Origin of the sequence: Paraburkholderia kirstenboschensis, assembly GCF_032806925.1 — a bacterium.
Classification (GTDB): Bacteria; Pseudomonadota; Gammaproteobacteria; order Burkholderiales; family Burkholderiaceae; genus Paraburkholderia; species Paraburkholderia kirstenboschensis.
The window spans coordinates 2,313,286-2,333,311 of record NZ_CP136513.1 but is presented as its reverse complement, the minus strand read 5'-3'; the positions used below and the strand labels follow the sequence as shown (position 1 = coordinate 2,333,311).

The following is a 20,026-nucleotide window of genomic DNA, read 5'->3' as shown; positions in this document are numbered from 1 at the left end:
GTGAAGAAACGCAGACAGACTCAGGGGTCTGTAGCTCAGTCGGTTAGAGCACCGTCTTGATAAGGCGGGGGTCGATGGTTCGAATCCATCCAGACCCACCACTGTCTTGTCTGGTGAGCTGACCGTCTAAAAACCTCTGGGATATCTGTATGACTGGGGGATTAGCTCAGCTGGGAGAGCACCTGCTTTGCAAGCAGGGGGTCGTCGGTTCGATCCCGTCATCCTCCACCAATCCTCAATGCGTAGCGTTCTGTGTGAAAGACCCAGAGCGTTGTGCATTGGCGATTGAGCCAGTCAGAAAGATGCATGGTTATAGCAACCGTGCGATCGGCTGAACGTTCTTTAACAATCAGGAAGAAGTAGTAAAGAGATTCACGAAAGTGTACCTGGAGATGGGTACATGAGTAGGTGAATCAGGGTTGTGATTGTATCAATGTATTTTTTAAGTGATCGAAAGATTGCTTTGGAATACGGCGCAACACGAATACTCAACCTGTAACGGTTGTGCAAGCTGCCCGGCCTTCCCAGTGAAGGTTCCATCCCCTGCGGGGATCGGATGGGAGTAGGCGCTAAAGCGCCAACTCGCATCGGGAGAGACACACCCGTTATAGGGTCAAGCGAACAAGTGCATGTGGTGGATGCCTTGGCGATCACAGGCGATGAAGGACGCGGTAGCCTGCGAAAAGCTTCGGGGAGCTGGCAAACGAGCTTTGATCCGAAGATGTCCGAATGGGGAAACCCACCTCTTTTGAGGTATCCGTAGCTGAATACATAGGCTACGTGAAGCGAACGCGGTGAACTGAAACATCTAAGTAACCGCAGGAAAAGAAATCAACCGAGATTCCCAGAGTAGTGGCGAGCGAAATGGGACCAGCCTGTACTCTTTATTCTTGCTGTTAGTCGAAGGCTCTGGAAAGTGCCGCCATAGCAGGTGATAGCCCTGTAGACGAAAACAGCTGGAAAGAACTAGGTGTACGACAAGTAGGGCGGGACACGTGAAATCCTGTCTGAAGATGGGGGGACCATCCTCCAAGGCTAAATACTCGTGATCGACCGATAGTGAACCAGTACCGTGAGGGAAAGGCGAAAAGAACCCCGGGAGGGGAGTGAAACAGATCCTGAAACCGCATGCATACAAACAGTCGGAGCCTTCGCAAGGGGGTGACGGCGTACCTTTTGTATAATGGGTCAGCGACTTACATTCAGTGGCAAGCTTAACCGATTAGGGCAGGCGTAGCGAAAGCGAGTCCGAACAGGGCGTTCAGTCGCTGGGTGTAGACCCGAAACCAGGTGATCTATCCATGGCCAGGATGAAGGTGCGGTAACACGTACTGGAGGTCCGAACCCACTAACGTTGAAAAGTTAGGGGATGAGCTGTGGATAGGGGTGAAAGGCTAAACAAACCTGGAAATAGCTGGTTCTCTCCGAAAACTATTTAGGTAGTGCCTCGTGTATCACCTTCGGGGGTAGAGCACTGTCATGGTTGTGGGGTCCATTGCGGATTACTACGCCATAGCAAACTCCGAATACCGAAGAGTGCAATCACGGGAGACAGACATCGGGTGCTAACGTCCGGTGTCAAGAGGGAAACAACCCAGACCGCCAGCTAAGGTCCCCAAATATGGCTAAGTGGGAAACGAAGTGGGAAGGCTAAAACAGTCAGGAGGTTGGCTTAGAAGCAGCCATCCTTTAAAGAAAGCGTAATAGCTCACTGATCGAGTCGTCCTGCGCGGAAGATGTAACGGGGCTAAGCCATATACCGAAGCTGCGGATGCACATTTATGTGCATGGTAGGAGAGCGTTCCGTAAGCCTGCGAAGGTGCACTGGAAAGTGTGCTGGAGGTATCGGAAGTGCGAATGCTGACATGAGTAGCGATAAAGGGGGTGAAAGGCCCCCTCGCCGTAAGCCCAAGGTTTCCTACGCAACGTTCATCGGCGTAGGGTGAGTCGGCCCCTAAGGCGAGGCAGAAATGCGTAGCTGATGGGAAGCAGGTTAATATTCCTGCACCATTGTTAAATGCGATGGGGGGACGGATCGCGGAAGGTTGTCCGGGTGTTGGAAGTCCCGGTCCTTGCATTGGAGAAGGCGCTCAGGCAAATCCGGGCGCGGAATTCAAGGGTGCGAGGCCATTCACTTCGGTGAAGAAGCAATCGGAAGTGGTTCCAAGAAAAGCCTCTAAGCTTCAGTTTAACAGGACCGTACCGCAAACCGACACAGGTGGGCGAGATGAGTATTCTAAGGCGCTTGAGAGAACTCGGGAGAAGGAACTCGGCAAATTGGTACCGTAACTTCGGGATAAGGTACGCCCCTGTAGCTTGACGCCCCTGCGGGCGAAGGGTGAAGGGGTTGCAATAAACTGGTGGCTGCGACTGTTTAATAAAAACACAGCACTCTGCAAACACGAAAGTGGACGTATAGGGTGTGACGCCTGCCCGGTGCCGGAAGATTAAATGATGGGGTGCAAGCTCCTGATTGAAGTCCCGGTAAACGGCGGCCGTAACTATAACGGTCCTAAGGTAGCGAAATTCCTTGTCGGGTAAGTTCCGACCTGCACGAATGGCGTAACGATGGCCACACTGTCTCCTCCCGAGACTCAGCGAAGTTGAAGTGTTTGTGATGATGCAATCTCCCCGCGGCTAGACGGAAAGACCCCATGAACCTTTACTGTAGCTTTGCATTGGACTTTGAACCGGTCTGTGTAGGATAGGTGGGAGGCTGTGAAGCGTGAACGCCAGTTTGCGTGGAGCCATCCTTGAAATACCACCCTGATCTGTTTGAGGTTCTAACCTTGGTCCGTAATCCGGATCGGGGACAGTGCATGGTAGGCAGTTTGACTGGGGCGGTCTCCTCCCAAAGTGTAACGGAGGAGTACGAAGGTACGCTAGGTACGGTCGGAAATCGTGCTGATAGTGCAATGGCATAAGCGTGCTTAACTGCGAGACCGACAAGTCGAGCAGGTGCGAAAGCAGGTCATAGTGATCCGGTGGTTCTGTATGGAAGGGCCATCGCTCAACGGATAAAAGGTACTCTGGGGATAACAGGCTGATACCGCCCAAGAGTTCATATCGACGGCGGTGTTTGGCACCTCGATGTCGGCTCATCTCATCCTGGGGCTGTAGCCGGTCCCAAGGGTATGGCTGTTCGCCATTTAAAGAGGTACGTGAGCTGGGTTTAAAACGTCGTGAGACAGTTTGGTCCCTATCTGCCGTGGGCGCTGGATATTTGAAGGGGGCTGCTCCTAGTACGAGAGGACCGGAGTGGACGAACCTCTGGTGTACCGGTTGTCACGCCAGTGGCATCGCCGGGTAGCTATGTTCGGAAGAGATAACCGCTGAAAGCATCTAAGCGGGAAACTCGCCTTAAGATGAGATATCCCCGGGGCTTCGAGCCCCTTGAAGGGTCGTTCAAGACCAGGACGTTGATAGGTCAGGTGTGTAAGCGCAGTAATGTGCTCAGCTAACTGATACTAATTGCCCGTAAGGCTTGATCCTATAACAGGTGTGTCTCGACCCACGTTAGCGCCTTGAGCGCTTACGCGGGTCCGATCCCGAAGGGGATGCGCTGAACCTCCCCAGGAGGTCGCAGCACACACGGTTGGGATTCAGTGTTGTGCCTGAAACAACACAACCCGCCTCACCTGAGGTTGACTCATCAGACACTACTTCTTCCCCGATTGGCTGTACTGCCCCACCGGCAGTACGGCAACCCGTCATGCCTGATGACCATAGCGAGTCGGTACCACCCCTTCCCATCCCGAACAGGACCGTGAAACGACTCCACGCCGATGATAGTGCGGATTGCCCGTGTGAAAGTAGGTAATCGTCAGGCTCCCCAGCAGCATCAGAAACCCCACCCCGACACAGGGTGGGGTTTCTGCGTTTACGCGCCGACAAAACCCCGGCACACCGGCGACAGGAACAGCCTGGGTTCAGCCCGGGTCCCGCCCGGGTCCAGGCCCAGGCCGAATCGCCCGTCACTACCTGCCGGTCCGCAGCGCATTCACGTACCCCGTCAGCTCCAGATAAGCTCGCCCGAGACCAGCGCCATCGCGGCTCATCCGCGCAGCACCTTCCCGATACACCGCGCCGGTAGACTGCCGCGAGTCCAGTTCCTGGTCGTCCATCAGCGGATGGAACTGCCATGTGAGCGCAGGGTGTCAGTTGAACTTCATTTCTCTGTCGTACTTTTCCCCGACAGAAAGCGCTGCGCAAGTCGCACCCAGTACGTTGAACCGATGGGGAGCAATTCATCGTTGAAGTCGTAACTTGCGTTATGCAGCATGCACGGGCCCGCACCGTGGCCCGCATCTCGGTGGCCGCCGTCGCCGTTGCCGAGAAACGCGTAACACCCTGGCTTCGCCAGCAACATGAAGGAAAAGTCCTCGGCACCCATCGTGGCTTCTACAGAGTCATCGACGTTCTCTGCCCCGACGATCTCCTTCATAACCGCCGCCGCGAACCAGGCTTCTTCACAGCTGTTGATCGTGGGTGGGTAGTTCCGGTGAAAGTGCACCTCGACCGAGCAATCGTAAGCTTCTGCCGTGCTTTCAGCGATTTTGCGCATACGCGCTTCGATCAGGTCGAGCGTTTCCGTCGTAAAGGTGCGCACTGTGCCCGCGAGCCACGCATCGTTAGGAACGACGTTGACCGCATCGCCGGCGTGAATTTGTGTGATTGAGAGTACGGCTGTATCGAGCGGCTTCTTGTTTCGCGTGACGATGCTCTGCAATCCGTTAGCGATCTGCACGGCGGTAAAGACCGGGTCACGGCCATTGTGCGGTAACGCTGCATGCGAGCCGACGCCTTTGATCTCAATACGAAACTCGTTGCTGGAGGCCATAATAGGGCCCTCAGTCACGCCAAACTTGCCGGCAGGCATACCCGGCCAGTTGTGAATGCCGAACACCGCATCAACCGGAAATTTCTCGAATAACCCGTCGTCGATCATCGCTTGGGCACCGGCGCCGCCTTCTTCGGCTGGCTGGAAGATAAAGACGATGGTGCCGTCGAAATCGCCGTGCTTCGCAAGATGTCGCGCCGCGCCGAGAAGCATCGCTGTATGGCCGTCGTGGCCGCATGCGTGCATTTTCCCGTCGTTTTTCGATCTATGTTCGAAGCTATTCAGTTCCTGGATCGGTAGCGCGTCCATGTCGGCGCGCAGACCGACAGAGCGCGTACTGTTTCCGCGTCTGAGAACGCCAACTACGCCTGTCTGGCCCAATCCACGGTGAGTTTCTATGCCCCAGGAATCAAGCGTTTTGGCGACGAGATCAGCTGTCGCAGTTTCTTCGTAACGCAGTCCGGGATGAGCGTGGATCGTACGTCGAAGATTCTGAATTTCTCCGTGAGCAGCTTGAATTTCGGGGATCAGTTTCATAATAGAGTGCCGATGCGCTTTCGCTTTTGACTTGCAAGGAATCGCTCGGGCGAGTTGCGCCCGGACGCAGTGCTAACGATTCTACGCCGAAGGCTTTTTGGCGGCAGCATGCAGGCAAGCGCCGACGGACGTAATAAAATCCGGCGTTACGCTGTGTTTTCCGTCCCCTGAATGGTTACTCAATGAACGCTCCGACTGAATTCGCTCGCGCAGTCTGTCCACACGACTGCCCCGACACCTGCGCGATGCGTGTAACAGTCGAGGCCGGCCGCGCGGTCAAAGTGGTCGGCGACCCGGACCATCCGCCAACACAAGGCACGCTGTGTACCAAAGTCAGTCGGTATGCAGAGCGAGTTCACCATCCACACCGTCTGACAACGCCAATGAAGCGCGTTGGCCGCAAGGGCGAAGGGCGTTTCCAACCGATCAGCTGGAACGAGGCGTTTGAGCTGGGCGCGAAGCACCTGTCGGAAATAGCGCGGCGTGCGCCGGAGGCCATCCTGCCATACAGCTACGCCGGCACGATGGGCTTGGTCCAAGGCGACAGCATCGCTCAACGTTTCTTTCACAAGCTCGGCGCATCGCAACTGGATCGGACGATCTGCGCAGCGGCCGGTGCCGCAGGCCTGAAATATACGTATGGGGCGGGCATCGGCATGCTCACGGAGTTCTTCGAGGAAAGCGAAGTCATCCTGATCTGGGGCTCGAATCCGATTGCGTCGAACCTGCACTTCTGGACACGTGCGCAGCAGGCCAAGCGCCAAGGCGCGCGGCTCATCGCGATCGACCCGTATCGGTCGCTGACTGCCGAGAAGTGCCATCAACATATTGCCCTGAGGCCCGGTACCGACGGCGCGCTCGCGCTCGGCATGATGAACGTGCTGATCTCCGAAGATCTGCTCGATCACGCTTACATTGCGGCGCACACACTCGGCTTTGCCGAGCTGAAAGCGCGGGCGCTCAGTTATCCGCCGTCGCGCGTCGCCCAGATTTGTGGCATCGACGAGCAGGTTATCGTCGACTTGGCGCGACTTTACGGCAGTACGAAGAAGGCAGCGATCCGCCTGAACTATGGTCTGCAGCGAGTGCGCGGCGGCGGTAATGCCGTGCGCGCCATCGCGTGCCTGCCGTCGCTGACGGGCGCATGGCGCGAGCGGGCAGGCGGCGCCTTGTTGTCGTCGTCCGGGTGGGCGCCGGTCGATTCGCATGCACTGCAGCGTCCCGACCTGATGCCCGGCTGGCCGACCAAGCCGAGCCGCGTAATCAATATGAACGCAATCGGCGACGCATTGCTGCATCCGGGCGACGCCGCATTCGGACCAAAGGTCGAGGCGATCGTCGTCTATAACTCGAATCCCGTTGCCGTCGCGCCTGATTCGGAGCGCGTCGCAGCAGGGTTCGCGCGCGAAGACCTGTTCACGATCGTGCTCGAGCACTTTCAGACCGACACCGCGGACTATGCGGATTTGCTCCTGCCGGCCACAACGCAACTGGAGCATCTCGACGTGCACAAGTCGTATGGCCACACGCACGTCATGGTGAACTTGCCGGCAATTCCTCCGGTGGGCGACGCGCGTCCCAACACTGAAATCTTTCGCGGCCTCGCACGTCACATGCGGCTTGACGAGCCGTCGCTGTTCGAAAGCGACGAAACCGTTGCGCGCAGCGCCTTGCGTTGGCAAGACAAGACGCTGGAAGGCGTCGATTGGGAATCGCTCAAACGGGTCGGCTGGGCAAAGCTGAACCTTCCCGATGCGCCCTTTGCTGAGGGCGGCTTTCGCACGCCCTCGGGCAAGTGCGAGTTCTACAGCGAACGGCTCGCGCAGCAGGGGCTGGATCCGCTTCCGGATTACCTGCCGCCCTATGAATCGACGGAGTCCGCGCCCGAACTCGCCGCTCGCTACCCGCTTGCGATGATCTCGCCACCCGCGCGCAACTTCCTGAATAGCACGTTCGTCAACGTTGAAAGCCTACGGTCTACCGAAGGCGAGCCGCACCTCGACATCCATCCTTCAGACGCCGGATCGCGGAATATCGTCGACGGTGACCAGGTGCGCATTTTCAACGACCGCGGCTCGATGCAGGCGCGCGCCCGCGTCACCGACCGGGCGCGTCAAGGCCTCGTGGTCGGCCTGTCGATCTGGTGGAAGAAACTGGCGCCCGACGGCCGCAACGCAAACCAGGTCACGAGCCAGGCGCTGACCGATCTTGGTGGGTCCGCAACTTTCTACGACTGCCTCGTCCAGGTCGAGCGCGTCTGAGGAAGTTATCCGCACCCCGCCAAGCCTCGTCACGAAGGCCTCAGAAGGTTCGAGGCAGCAGTCTAACCACGCCGTCATTCGCCAATACCGCAGGGGTGCCCATGCTACGATGCGTTTTTAGCACGACCATTCGAAAATAAAGAAGGAGACGCTGCATGGATAAAATCTGGCTGAAATCTTACCCGCCCGGCGTTCCCGCAGAGATCGATCCAACCCGATATTCGTCTGTTGCCGAACTACTCGAAGAGGCGTTCCGCGAGCACCGCGACAAGCCCGCGTTTGTCTGCATGGGAAAAGAGATCAGCTACGGCGAACTGGACGCGCTTTCGCGCAAGCTGGCCGCATGGTTTCAGTCGAAGGGTCTTGCGCGCGGCGCTCGCGTCGCGATCATGATGCCCAACGTGCTGCAGTATCCGGTGGCGATCGCAGCGATCTTGCGCGCGGGTTACGTGGTCGTGAACGTCAACCCGCTCTACACGCCGCGTGAGCTCGAGCATCAGTTGAGGGACAGCGGAGCGGAAGCAATCATCCTGCTCGAGAACTTCGCCGTGACGTTGCAGGCAGTTGTGCGCAATACCGCAGTGAAGCATATCGTGGTCGCGGCAATGGGTGATTTGATGGGCGTCAAAGGCGCGGTTGCGAACTTCGTCGTGCGCCAGGTGAAGAAGATGGTACCGGCCTGGAGTTTGCCCGGCCACGTCAAATTCAACGCCGCAATCGCGGACGGCGAACGCCAGACTTTCAAACCGGTTGAGCAAGGCCCTGACGACGTCGCGTTCCTGCAGTACACCGGCGGCACCACGGGCGTGGCCAAGGGCGCGACCCTGCTGCACCGCAATCTGATTGCCAACGTGCTGCAATCGGAAATCTGGCTCGATCCGGTTCGCGTGAATCGCACGGACATCGAGCAGTTCATCACCGTTGTCGCGCTGCCGCTTTATCACGTCTTCGCGCTGACAGTGTGTGGGCTGCTGACAATTCGCACGGGTGGCTTGGGCGTTCTGATCCCGAACCCACGTGATATCCCCGGGATGATCAAAGCTCTGCAAGGCTATGCGATCACGACGATTCCCGCGGTCAACACACTGTACAACGCGCTGCTGAACAGCCCCGACTTCCACAAACTCGACTTTTCCAAACTGATCGCGGCCAACGGTGGCGGAATGGCGGTTCAGGAAGCTGTCGCCAAACGGTGGTTCGAGAACACGCATACGCCAATCATCGAAGGCTATGGCTTGTCCGAGACGTCGCCGTGCGTTACTTGCAACCCGGTTACGGTCACGGAATATAGCGGCACTATCGGTTTGCCGTTGCCGTCGACCGAAGTGTCGATTCGGGACGACGAGGGCAACGAGGTCCCGCTCGGGCAGCCCGGCGAGATTTGCATTCGCGGCCCGCAGGTCATGGCCGGCTATTGGAACCGGCCGGACGAAACGGCCAAGGTCATGACGTCGGACGGCTTCTTCAAATCGGGCGATGTTGGCTTCATGAACGAGCAGGGCTTTGTGAAGATCGTCGACCGCAAGAAGGACATGATTCTGGTTTCCGGCTTCAATGTTTATCCGAACGAGATCGAGGACGTAGTGGCGAGGCTCCCCGGCGTATTCGAGGTGGCTGCGGTCGGCGTGCCCGACCAGCATTCAGGTGAGGCGGTTAAGTTGTTTGTCGTCAGGAAAGATGACGCGCTCACCGACGCGGATATTTTCGCCTACTGCAAACAGCAGCTAACCGGCTACAAGCGGCCGAAAATCGTCGAATTCCGCACCGAGCTACCCAAGAGCAATGTGGGCAAGATCTTGCGTCGTGAGCTACGCGACGGGCGTGCATGAACGGAAGGCGCGTCGAATGCGCGCACGTCCGAGGCTCGTAGCGGGTTCTGGCTAGCAAAAATAAAAGGCCCGGCCGACGAAAAGTCTGCCGGGCCTTTTATTTGCACCGTCACAAGCGCAAAGCCGCCGAGCCTCGTGACCCGCCGGACACATAAAAAAAGGCGCCCGAAGGCGCCTTTGAGGAAAACTGCGTATTTACGTCTTATTAGAACTTGTGGCGGATGCCGACGCGAGCCGCGAGTTGGTTCTGGTTCTGCGAGCCCGACAGGCCGTTGATGGCAGCATTTGCGCGAGTCACACCGCCGGTAGCCGTCAGCGTGTCGCCCAAAGCGTGCTGATACACGCCGATCACGTAGACGTCGGTACGCTTGGACAGGAAGTAGTCCACGCCCAGCGAGCCTTGGTGGTATTGAGCGCGCGATGCGCCTGCGATGTCCGCGCCGCGCGTGTAGTCGTATGCCGCGCCGATCAGCAACGCCGGGGTCAACTGGTACTTGAAGTTGATTTCCGCGTTGTTGAACGTAACCGACTGACCCTTGAACGGCGAGGCAAACGAAGCACCCAGGTTCGCAAAGCGGATGTTCGAGTACGTCAAGCCGAGCGTTGCTGCGCCGAACGTGTATGCGCCGCCTGCACCGATAACCTGGTACGTGTTAGCCGACGTGTAGCCAGCGTAGACCGGCGACGCGGTCGCTGCGAACGCTGCCGCAGTCGTCGTCGTGCCGCCGTTGTTGAACAGGCCGCCCGAAGCTGCCGGCGTACGTGCGTTCAGGTAACCGACGCCGAGAACCAGCGGACCGTTGTTGTAGCCAGCGCCCAACGACCAGATCTGGTTCGACGTGACGTTGCCAGCAATGCCGCCGAAGCTGTACGTGCCGCCGAACTTCAGGCCGCCGTAATCCGCGCTCGTGTACTTGACCGTGTTGTTCGTACGGTATGCGTTGTTGAAGTTGTCGATGTCACCCGGGTGAGCAGCGATGTAGCCGCCCCACTGGTCGCCCGCTTCCAGCGGACCAACGTAGTCGACGACGGAGTCGTACTGACGACCCAGCGTGACCGTGCCGAACTGGCTCGACAGACCGACGTAAGCTTGACGACCGAACATCAGGCCGCCTTGACCCAGCCTGCCGTTGTTCACGTCAAAGCCGTTTTCCAACACGAAGATCGCCTTCAGACCGCCGCCCAGATCTTCCGGGCCACGCAGGCCGAAACGCGAGCCTTGCATAACCCCGCTGGACAGGTTGTACAGGTGCTTGCCACCTGCATTGGTGTTGATATTGAAGCCTTCGTCAATGATACCGTACAGGGTCACGCTGCTCTGAGCATGTGCGACGCCTGCGAATGCGCCCAGTGCTGCGAGAGCGAGAAGCGACTTTTTCATCGAATGATCTCCAAGGATTACGAATCTTTTGTACAAGGCGAATATTTATGTAGCGTTGAGGCCTTGCTTGTCCAACTTCGCGAGAAGTTGCACGTAATGTAACAAAACGGCTACATGGCACAAAGAAAAAGGAGGGCGTCTGGAAGGCTCCTGTTTCGTTTACGCAACATGATCTAAAATCGAAATCTTGATGTCTCCGAAGGCTGAACCGAAGCTCACCGGAGGCTGCGTTTTCCTCCGCAAAGCCTTGCTGCACGGGCAGCGTAAAGCGGGGGGCCAGTTGTCGAATCAGGGAGTGCCGAATGTTTCTGGACGAGTTGATTACTGAATTTGATCGGGGTTTACGCTCAATGACTGGCGTCTCGCGCATGAGCCGTCCTTTGCCGGTCCCGCAAGAATCGGCTGCCTACGCTGAGGTGCCCGAACTGTCGCCGGCCGAGCGCGCTCACTCCGCAGGTCTTATGCGCGTGAATCACGTAGGCGAAGTCTGCGCACAGGCGCTCTACCAGGCGCAAAAACTCGCGACGCGGTCGCCATCGTTGCGGACCGTGTTCGATCGGGCCGCCGTCGAAGAAGAAGATCATCTCGCATGGACGGCCAAGCGTCTCGAGGCTCTGGACTCGCGCCCGAGTCTGCTGAACCCGCTTTGGTATGCGGGCGCGCTCGCTATCGGCCTTGCAGCCGGACGCCTGGGTGACCGCGTGAGTCTCGGCTTCATGGCGGAGACGGAGCGCCAGGTCGAACAGCATCTGGATAGCCACATGGACCATTTGCCTGCCGCCGACCGCGAGTCGCGCGCCATTGTCGACCAGATGCGGGTCGACGAAGCCGAGCACGGCAAGGCCGCGATGGACGCTGGCGGCATCGAACTGCCATTCCCGGCGCGCGCGTTGATGCGCGCGATGTCGAAAGTGATGACTCGTACCGCCTACTACATATAAGAGACCGCAGACGTCGGTTTGTCTGCTGCAATTGCTTCGAACTGCCGTAAGTGGGACGACGCCCAAGGTGTTGTCCCCGTTCAGCCCCGACTCCCCGCCGAACGCCTTCCAGCCGCCTGCCGTGATCGCTTAAGATCCGAGCCTTTCGCTCGCACTTTTCACGTATCACCTTCACAAGCCGCAGTAGCTCATTCATTTATAACGGTTTTCCGTTTTATGTCTGACATGAACGAGTCGCGCTAAGTCCTTGTTCTAACAAACAAATTTCGCCGAAAAACCGTCTCTCTCCCTTGACCCCCGTTTAGCGTTCCTCTAAAGTGGGAGACAGTGTGAGAAAGTGTATTTTTGTGTGATCTGACACGCGGTTTCGGGTAGATTTTTACGAATCGGGCAGCCGGCGCCACAGCGCCGGTCAAGAGGGAGAGCCAAGTGTTCCAAGGGGCGTCGGCGCTGACTCTCGATGCGAAAGGACGGATGTCAATTCCGTCCCGCTATCGAGATGCGCTGCAAACACAGGCAGAGGGCCGGGTGACGATCACCAAGCACCCGGACGGCTGCCTGTTGCTCTTTCCGCGTCCGGAATGGGAAATCTTCCGCGACAAAGTGGACAAGCTGCCCATGAACGCGGCCTGGTGGAAGCGCATTTTTCTCGGCAATGCAATGGACGTGGACATGGACGGCGCGGGCCGCGTGCTCGTGTCGCCGGAATTGCGCGCGGCCGGCACGCTGGAAAAAGAAGTGACGCTGCTCGGCATGGGCCGCCACTTCGAATTGTGGGACGCACAGATTTACGCCGCGAAGGAACAGGCGGCGATCGCCGAGGGCATGCCCGAAGCCTTAAAGAATTTCACGTTCTGATCGCGGCTTACATATATGGCACCTGCGATGAGAAACGAATTGCAGCATCGCACGGTGCTGCTGGAGGAAGCGGTCAACGCGCTGGTCACCCGCGCGGATGGCGTTTATGTGGACGGCACATTTGGGCGCGGCGGTCATAGCCGGCTGGTGTTGGAGAAGCTGAGTGAGTCGGGGCAACTGATCGCTTTCGACAAAGACCCGCTCGCGATCGCCACGGCGCAGCAAATCGCTGATCCGCGCTTTGGCATCGTGCACGAGAGTTTTGCTTCACTGCGCGCCGCGATTGCGGAGCGCGGGATTGAACGGGTGTCGGGTGTTTTGCTGGATCTGGGCGTGTCGTCGCCGCAAGTCGACGACCCGGAGCGGGGTTTCAGTTTCCGCGCCGACGGCCCGCTCGACATGCGGATGGACCCGACGCGCGGCGAGTCTGCCGCTGAATGGCTGGCGCGGGCCACGGTGCAGGAACTGACGGAGGTGATACGAGATTATGGGGAAGAACGGTTTGCTTTTCAGATTGCAAAGGCGCTTGTTGCTCGCCGGGCAGAGTCCGACCGTCTTGGGCCTCTCGTCAGCACGGGCGAGCTTGCCCAAATCGTGGCTAACGTCGTCAAAACCCGTGAGAAGGGCAAGGATCCGGCAACCCGCACCTTTCAGGCTATACGGATTCACATCAATCAAGAGCTTGCGGAGCTGCAAGTCGTTTTAGAAGCAGCGTTAGCGCTGCTGGAGCAAGGGGGACGGCTGGTGGTCATCAGCTTTCATTCGCTCGAGGACCGGATCGTCAAGCGATTCATGCAGGCGCACGCAAGTACGCCTACGGTCGATCGTCGCCTGCCGATTCGTGCCGTCGACCTGCCGAGTCCCCCGCTCAAAATCATCGGCCGTGTGTTTGCTAGCGACGCTGAAGTCGCCGGGAACCCGCGCGCCCGTTCTGCCGTGATGCGCGTGGCGGAGCGAATCGCACCATGAATCGTCTCAACATCTTCCTGCTGATGATCGTGATGGGCTGTGCCCTGTCTGTCGTCAACGCAACCAATCAGCAGCGCCAGATCTTCATCCAGTTGCAGCGCGCGCAATCGCAGGAGCGCCAACTGCAGCAGGACTATTCGCAGCTTCAATATCAGCAGAGCGCGCTGTCGAAAACCTCGCGCATCGAGCAGATCGCCACCACGTCGCTAAAAATGCAATCGGTCACGACCGGCCGCACGCAATATCTGACGCTCGATCCAGGCGCGGCGAAGGCTGAAGACGCGCCGATTCCGACTTCCGGTCCGGCGTCCGCGCCGGCAACGAGCCGCAGCGGAGGCGTGCGATGAAAAAATCGTCGGCTCGCAAGAGCGTCGCCTTCTCGGCGAACCCGATCCTGTCCGTGCGCTTGCCTATGTGGCGCTCGAAGCTTGTCGTGTTCCTGCTTTTCATGGCGTTCGTCGCACTGACCGCGCGCGCCTTCTGGATTCAGGGCCCGGGCAACGCGTTCTATCAGAAGCAGGGCGAAATCCGTTATCAGCGTCGGCTCGAACTTCCCGCCACGCGCGGCAAGATCCTCGACCGCAACGGTCTCGTGCTGGCCACGAGCCTGCCGGTGCGCGCCATCTGGGCGATCCCGGAATCGGTACCGGACGATCTCGGCGCCGAGAAGCTGGGCGCGCTCGGCAAACTGCTCGGCATGACCGACAAGGAATTGCGCAGGAAGCTCTCGGAAGACAAGAACTTCGTGTACGTCAAACGTCAGGTGCCGGTCGACATCGCCGAGAAGGTGAAGGCGCTCGACATCCCCGGCATTTACGCGCGCGACGAGTACAAGCGTTTCTATCCGGAAGGCGAGATCACCGCTCACCTGATCGGCTTCACCAACGTCGAGGACGAAGGCCAGGAAGGCGTCGAGCTCGGCGATCAGAAGCTGCTCGCGGGCATGTCGGGCAGCCGCCGCGTGATCAAGGACCGCATGGGCCACATCATCGAGGACGTGGACGAGCAGGTCGTGCCGCACAACGGCCAGGACGTGGATCTGTCGATCGACAGCAAGATCCAGTACATCGCGTACACGAACCTGAAAGCGGCGGTCGAGAAGTTCAAGGCGAAGGCCGGCGCGGCCATGGTGATCGACGTGCGGACCGGCGAAGTGCTCGCGCTCGTCAATTACCCCACATACAACCCGAACGACCGTTCGCACATGACCGGCGACCAGTTGCGCAACCGCATCCTGACCGACACGTTCGAACCCGGCTCGATCATGAAGCCGTTTACGGTGTCGCTCGCGCTCGATCTGCACCGCGTCACGCCGACTACACTGGTTGATACAGGCGGCGGCCGCTTCGTGCTTGACGGTGCGCCGATTACCGACGACAGCGCGTTCGGTGTCCTGACCGTCGGCGGCGTGATCCAGAAGTCGAGCAACATCGGCGCGACGAAGATCGCGATGCAGCTCAAGCCCGAAGAGATGTGGAATATGTACACGAGCATCGGTCTCGGCCAGGCGCCGAAGGTCGGGTTCCCCGGCGCGGCGGCGGGACGTCTGCGTCCGTGGAAAAGCTGGCGCCGCATCGAGCAGGCGACCATGTCGTACGGCTATGGCCTGTCGGTGTCGCTGTTCCAGTTGGGTCGCGCGTATTCGGCAATCGCGCACGACGGTCAGATCATGCCGGTGTCGATTTTCCGCACGCCTGGCGATCAGCCGGCAACGGGTCCGCAAATCTTCTCGCCGACCACCGCCCGCGAAGTGCGCGCGATGCTCGAAACGGTCGTCTCGCCGGGCGGCACGTCGCCGGATGCGGCTGTGCCTGGTTACCGCGTCGGCGGCAAGAGCGGTACGGCGTATAAACACGGCCCGCATGGTTACGACCACTCGAAGTATCGCGCGTCGTTCGTTGGCATGGCACCTATGCCGAACCCGCGCATCGTCGTCGCGGTGTCGGTCGACGAGCCGACTGCGGGCAGCCACTTCGGTGGTCAGGTGTCCGGGCCGGTGTTCTCGGGCATCGTCGGCGATACGTTGCGCTCGCTGAACGTGCCGCCGCAAATGCCCGTCAAGCAGATGGTGGTGTCCGACGATTCCGCATCTGCCGCGCCTTCTGCAACGCCCGCGCCGTCCGCTGCGAAAAAGATCGCGACCAGCGCCGGCGCAAAGAAGATGACGATTTCCGCGAACGCGAAGAGCCATCCGGGAGTCGTTCGATGAGCGCGCTGCGCAACAATCATCCGGCGCATCGGGAGATCGCCGAAGCGTTGAACTGGCTGCGCGCACGCGTGCAGCCAGGCGCGCATCTGCATGCCGACACGCGTTCGCTCGCAGCCGGCGACGCGTTCTTTGCGTACGCAGTGGATGGCGCGGACAACCGTCCGTTCATCGACAGTGCAATTGAACGCGGTGCTGCCGCCGTGCTCGTTCAGGCCGAAGGGTTCAACGGCGCGATCGATGCATCTACAACGCTTGCCGTGCCGGCGTTGAACGACCTCGCAGGTTCAATCGCGAGTGCCTGGTACAACGATCCGAGCGACAACATGCTGACGGTCGGCGTAACGGGCACGAACGGCAAGACTTCGTGCAGTCAGTGGATTTCGGCGGCGCTCACCGCGCTCGGCACACGTTGCGCGATCATCGGCACGCTTGGCACCGGGTTGCCGGGGCAACTCGTGCACACCGGCTTCACGACACCCGACGCGCCGCAATTGCAGCGCAGTCTTGCGCAATTGCGCGACGCCGGCGCACGCGCAGTGGCAATGGAAGTGTCGTCGCATGCGCTGCACCAGGGGCGCGTGAACGGCACGGCGTTCGACATTGCCGTGTTCACGAATCTCACGCAAGACCATCTGGACTATCACCGCACGTTCGAAGCGTATGAAGCGGCGAAAGCGCGTCTTTTCGCATGGCCTGAATTGCGCGCGGCGGTGATCAATCGCGACGACGCGGCCGGCCGCCGTCTGCTTGCCAGCACTCGAGGTCACGCGCGCACCATCGCTTATGGCCTCGACTCCGCGCCGCACGACGCGTCGCAAACTGCACTGCAAAGCGCGCCGCAAGCCGACGCGTGGTTGCTCGCGTCGAACGTGCGCGCCACCGCAACCGGCACCGCGTTCCATCTGTGCACGTCCGAGTGGGGCAAGGCCGACGTCGAAGTACAAACGCTCGGCGCGTTCAACGTGAGCAATCTGCTCGGCGTGCTCGGCGCATTGCTTGCCGCCGACGTGACGTTCGACGCGGCGCTCGCCCAACTCGCGAAGCTCGAATCGGTGAATGGCCGCATGGAACGCCTCGGCGGCCGTTTGCAGAACGACGAACCGCTCGTCGTGATCGACTACGCGCACACGCCGGACGCGCTTGAAAAAACGCTGGAAGCGCTGCGGCCGATGGCGACCGCACGCGGCGGCGAACTGATTTGCATGTTCGGCTGCGGCGGCGACCGCGACGCGACCAAGCGTCCGCTGATGGGCGCAATCGCCGAGAAGATCGCGGACGGCGTCGTGGTCACGAGCGACAACCCGCGCAGCGAAGATCCGCAATCGATCATCGAGCAGATCGCAGCGGGAATGAAAGACGCGTCGAAAGCGCGCCGCATCGAAGACCGCGCGAGCGCGATCCTTCAGGCGATCCGCAGCGCCGCGCGTGAAGACGTCATCGTCCTGGCCGGAAAGGGGCACGAAGCGACACAGGAAATCATGGGCAAGAAGCGCGCTTTCTCCGATCAGGATCACGCTCGTCTCGCGCTCGCCGCGCGGGCGACGCAGGCACGCGGAGGTGGCGAATGAGCGGGCAAGGAAATGAGATGTTCTCGCTGCGTGAAGCCGCCGCGCTGATTCCCGGCGCCACCGTAGTCGGCGACGACAGCGTCACGTTTGAACGCGTGTCGACCGATAGCCGCAGTGCGGGTCCAGGCGATCTGTTCGTCGCGATCAAGGGCGAGCGTTTTGACGCGCACGACTTTCTCGGCGACGTTGCAGCGCGCAACGTGAGCGCGGCGCTCGTTTCGCGTACGCCGCAAGACTGGAACGTGCCGGCGCTGCGCGTGACCGATACGCGCGTGGGGTTGGGCGCACTGGCTCGCGGCTGGCGTCGCAAGTTCAGCATGCCGCTCGTTGCCGTGACCGGCAGCAATGGCAAGACCACGGTCAAGGAAATGATCGCGTCGATTTTCGCCGCCGCCGTTGGGGCCGATGCGCGGCTCGCGACTGCCGGCAATTTCAACAACGATATCGGTTTGCCGCTCACGCTGTTTCGTCTGAATGCCGCGCATCGGTTGGCCGTGGTCGAACTCGGCATGAATCATCCTGGCGAAACGTCGCTGCTCGGGAAGATCGCCGAGCCGACGGTTGCGGTCGTGAACAACGCGCAGCGCGAGCACCAGGAGTTCATGGCGACCGTCGAAGCGGTGGCGCTCGAACATGCGAGCGTGATCCATGCGCTGAACCCGGACGGCGTCGCCGTCTTCCCCGCGGACGACGCTTACGCAAGTATCTGGCGCGTGGCCGCCACCGGCAATCGAATCGTCGACTTCGCGCTGAACAGCGAGGAACGCACGACCGAAGCCGCCGTCACCGGCAAGTTCGACGGCAAGCTGCTCAGCATCGACACACCGCAAGGCCATGTCGAAATCACGCTGCAAGTGCTCGGCAATCACAACGCGCACAACGCATTGGCCGCGACATCGGCCGCCCTCGCCGCGGGCGTGTCGCTCGATGCGATCAAGCGCGGCCTCGAATCGTTCGGCGCGGTGAAAGGCCGCTTGCAGGTCAAGCATGCCGCGCTCGGCACGCTTGCCGGCGCAACGGTAATCGACGACACGTACAACGCGAATCCCGACTCCATGCGCGCCGCGATCGACGTGCTCGCGTCGCACGCTTCGCCGCGCGTGCTGGTCATGGGCGACATGGGCGAGGTCGGCGACAACGGTCCCGAGTTTCACCGCGAGATCGGCGCATACGCGAAGGAACGCGGTATCGACGCGCTGTACGCAATGGGCGACGCCTCGCGCGACGCGTGCACCGCGTATGGCGCCAGCGCGCATCACGTTGCCGATGTCGGCACGCTGGTCGCGCAATTGCAGCAGGCCGGCTTCGGCGCCGCTGCAACGCTTCTCGTGAAAGGCTCGCGCTTCATGCAGATGGAGCGCGTGGTGGACGCCGTTACGAGTCCACAACCCAACGCAGCGGGCAGTACGCCCGCCGCACACTGAAATAGAAGGACCGAAGCATGCTACTGGCGCTGGCGCAATGGCTGCAGAATGACGCAAGCTTCTTGCGCGTGTTCAGTTATCTCACTTTCCGCGCGGTGATGGCGACCATCACCGCGCTGCTGATCGGGCTCGTCTGCGGCCCGGCGGTGATTCGCAAGCTGACCGCCATGAAGGTCGGTCAGGCTGTTCGTAAAGACGGTCCGCAAACGCACCTTGTGAAATCCGGCACGCCGACCATGGGCGGTGTGCTGATTCTGCTCGGCATCGCCGTGGCCACGCTGTTGTGGGCGGATTTGACCAATCGCTTCATCTGGATCGTGATTCTGGTGACGTTCGGCTTCGGCGTGATCGGTTGGGTCGACGACTACCGCAAGGTCGTCTACAAGGACCCGCGCGGCATGTCGTCGCGCGAGAAGTATTTCTGGCAGTCGGTGATCGGTCTGTTCGCCGCGGTCTACCTCGCCTTCAGTGTGTCGGAGGCGAGCAATGTGCGTGTGTTCGACCTGTTCATGGCGTGGGTGCGCAGCGGCCTGTCGATGGGCTTGCCCGCGCGTGCCGACCTGATGCTGCCGTTCGTCAAGTCGATCAGCTATCCGCTCGGCGTGTGGGGCTTCATCGTGCTGACGTATCTGGTGATCGTCGGCGCGAGCAATGCGGTCAATCTCACTGATGGGCTCGACGGCCTCGTGATCATGCCGGTCGTGCTGGTCGGCGCGTCGCTCGGCGTGTTCGCCTACGTGATGGGCAGCTCGGTCTACTCGAAATACCTGTTGTTCCCGCATATCGCCGGCGCGGGCGAATTGCTGATTTTCTGTTCGGCAATGGGCGGCGCGGGGCTCGCGTTCCTCTGGTTCAACACACATCCGGCGCAAATGTTCATGGGCGATGTCGGCGCGCTCGCGCTCGGCGGCGCGCTCGGCACCGTCGCGGTCATCGTGCGTCAGGAAATCGTGCTGTTCATCATGGGCGGCATTTTCGTCGCGGAAACGCTCTCCGTGATGTTGCAGGTTGCGTGGTTCAAATTCACCAAGCGCCGTTTCGGCGAAGGGCGGCGTCTCTTCAAGATGGCGCCGCTGCATCACCACTTCGAATTGTCGGGTTGGAAGGAGACGCAAGTGGTCGTGCGCTTCTGGATCATCACGTTGATGTTATGTCTGTTCGGATTGTCCACGCTCAAGTTGCGTTAAGCAGGTATTAGGGGAAGCAGGC

The 20,026-nt window shown here is 60.0% G+C and carries 12 protein-coding genes, 2 tRNA genes, 2 rRNA genes and 1 pseudogene; 14 read left to right on the top strand and 3 right to left on the bottom strand.

Going from position 1 to position 20,026, the window contains the following annotated elements; all coding sequences use genetic code 11:
• Positions 1 to 24 precede the first annotated feature (24 nt).
• From RW095_RS33065 to rrf, 4 genes are all read left to right on the top strand, one after another.
• Positions 25 to 101: transfer RNA gene (locus RW095_RS33065), tRNA-Ile, on the top strand.
• Positions 102 to 155: 54 nt separating this feature from the next.
• A tRNA-Ala gene (locus RW095_RS33060) sits at positions 156 to 231 on the top strand.
• A 380-nt stretch (positions 232 to 611) separates the two neighbouring features.
• Positions 612 to 3,492, top strand: a 23S ribosomal RNA gene (locus tag RW095_RS33055).
• 223 nt (positions 3,493 to 3,715) lie between these two features.
• A 5S ribosomal RNA gene (rrf, locus tag RW095_RS33050) occupies positions 3,716 to 3,829 on the top strand.
• 148 nt (positions 3,830 to 3,977) lie between these two features.
• On the opposite strand, the pseudogene RW095_RS33045 reads toward rrf, so the two are convergent.
• Positions 3,978 to 4,148 (bottom strand): annotated as a pseudogene (locus RW095_RS33045) (lipocalin family protein); the annotation flags it as partial.
• A gap of 20 nt (positions 4,149 to 4,168) precedes the next feature.
• On the bottom strand, positions 4,169 to 5,377 hold the full coding sequence (locus RW095_RS33040) for a M20 aminoacylase family protein (RefSeq protein WP_317020111.1): 1,209 nt from the start codon (positions 5,375 to 5,377) through the stop codon (positions 4,169 to 4,171).
• A gap of 182 nt (positions 5,378 to 5,559) precedes the next feature.
• Here RW095_RS33040 and RW095_RS33035 point away from each other — a divergent pair, with 182 nt between their 5' ends.
• Positions 5,560 to 7,638: a molybdopterin-containing oxidoreductase family protein gene (locus RW095_RS33035; RefSeq protein ID WP_317020110.1), complete on the top strand. Its 2,079-nt coding sequence runs from the start codon at positions 5,560 to 5,562 to the stop codon at positions 7,636 to 7,638.
• 155 nt (positions 7,639 to 7,793) lie between these two features.
• The gene (locus RW095_RS33030) at positions 7,794 to 9,467 is read left to right on the top strand and encodes a long-chain fatty acid--CoA ligase (protein ID WP_317020109.1); all 1,674 of its coding nucleotides are present in this window, start codon (positions 7,794 to 7,796) and stop codon (positions 9,465 to 9,467) included.
• Positions 9,468 to 9,672: 205 nt separating this feature from the next.
• Here the strand turns inward: RW095_RS33030 and RW095_RS33025 are convergent, their stop codons facing one another.
• Positions 9,673 to 10,848 carry a porin gene (locus RW095_RS33025; protein ID WP_317020108.1) on the bottom strand — a complete coding sequence of 392 codons (1,176 nt, stop codon included), beginning with the start codon at positions 10,846 to 10,848 and terminating at the stop codon, positions 9,673 to 9,675.
• A 302-nt stretch (positions 10,849 to 11,150) separates the two neighbouring features.
• Between RW095_RS33025 and coq7 the strand changes: the two genes are divergently transcribed.
• The 8 genes from coq7 to mraY all read left to right on the top strand — a co-directional run bounded on the left by coq7 (position 11,151) and on the right by mraY (position 20,004).
• The gene (gene coq7, locus RW095_RS33020; protein WP_317020107.1) at positions 11,151 to 11,789 is read left to right on the top strand and encodes a 2-polyprenyl-3-methyl-6-methoxy-1,4-benzoquinone monooxygenase; all 639 of its coding nucleotides are present in this window, start codon (positions 11,151 to 11,153) and stop codon (positions 11,787 to 11,789) included.
• Positions 11,790 to 12,218: 429 nt separating this feature from the next.
• On the top strand, positions 12,219 to 12,647 hold the full coding sequence (gene mraZ / locus RW095_RS33015) for a division/cell wall cluster transcriptional repressor MraZ (protein ID WP_027802334.1): 429 nt from the start codon (positions 12,219 to 12,221) through the stop codon (positions 12,645 to 12,647).
• Positions 12,648 to 12,662: 15 nt separating this feature from the next.
• Positions 12,663 to 13,616 (top strand): 16S rRNA (cytosine(1402)-N(4))-methyltransferase RsmH, encoded by a 954-nt coding sequence (gene rsmH / locus RW095_RS33010; protein WP_317020106.1) that lies wholly within the window; start codon positions 12,663 to 12,665, stop codon positions 13,614 to 13,616.
• Positions 13,613 to 13,963, top strand: coding sequence for a cell division protein FtsL (gene ftsL, locus RW095_RS33005; protein WP_128586231.1), 351 nt, complete (start codon positions 13,613 to 13,615; stop codon positions 13,961 to 13,963). Before rsmH ends, ftsL begins: the two co-directional genes overlap by 4 nt.
• Positions 13,960 to 15,825: a peptidoglycan D,D-transpeptidase FtsI family protein gene (locus RW095_RS33000; RefSeq protein WP_128586232.1), complete on the top strand. Its 1,866-nt coding sequence runs from the start codon at positions 13,960 to 13,962 to the stop codon at positions 15,823 to 15,825. The genes ftsL and RW095_RS33000 overlap by 4 nt, the downstream gene beginning before the upstream one ends.
• The gene (locus tag RW095_RS32995; protein WP_317020105.1) at positions 15,822 to 17,393 is read left to right on the top strand and encodes a UDP-N-acetylmuramoyl-L-alanyl-D-glutamate--2,6-diaminopimelate ligase; all 1,572 of its coding nucleotides are present in this window, start codon (positions 15,822 to 15,824) and stop codon (positions 17,391 to 17,393) included. The genes RW095_RS33000 and RW095_RS32995 overlap by 4 nt, the downstream gene beginning before the upstream one ends.
• On the top strand, positions 17,390 to 18,817 hold the full coding sequence (locus tag RW095_RS32990) for a UDP-N-acetylmuramoyl-tripeptide--D-alanyl-D-alanine ligase (protein WP_317020104.1): 1,428 nt from the start codon (positions 17,390 to 17,392) through the stop codon (positions 18,815 to 18,817). Before RW095_RS32995 ends, RW095_RS32990 begins: the two co-directional genes overlap by 4 nt.
• Before the next feature lie 17 nt (positions 18,818 to 18,834).
• Positions 18,835 to 20,004, top strand: a complete 1,170-nt coding sequence (gene mraY, locus RW095_RS32985) for a phospho-N-acetylmuramoyl-pentapeptide-transferase (protein ID WP_020071217.1) — start codon at positions 18,835 to 18,837, stop codon at positions 20,002 to 20,004.
• The last annotated feature ends 22 nt before the right edge of the window (positions 20,005 to 20,026 follow it).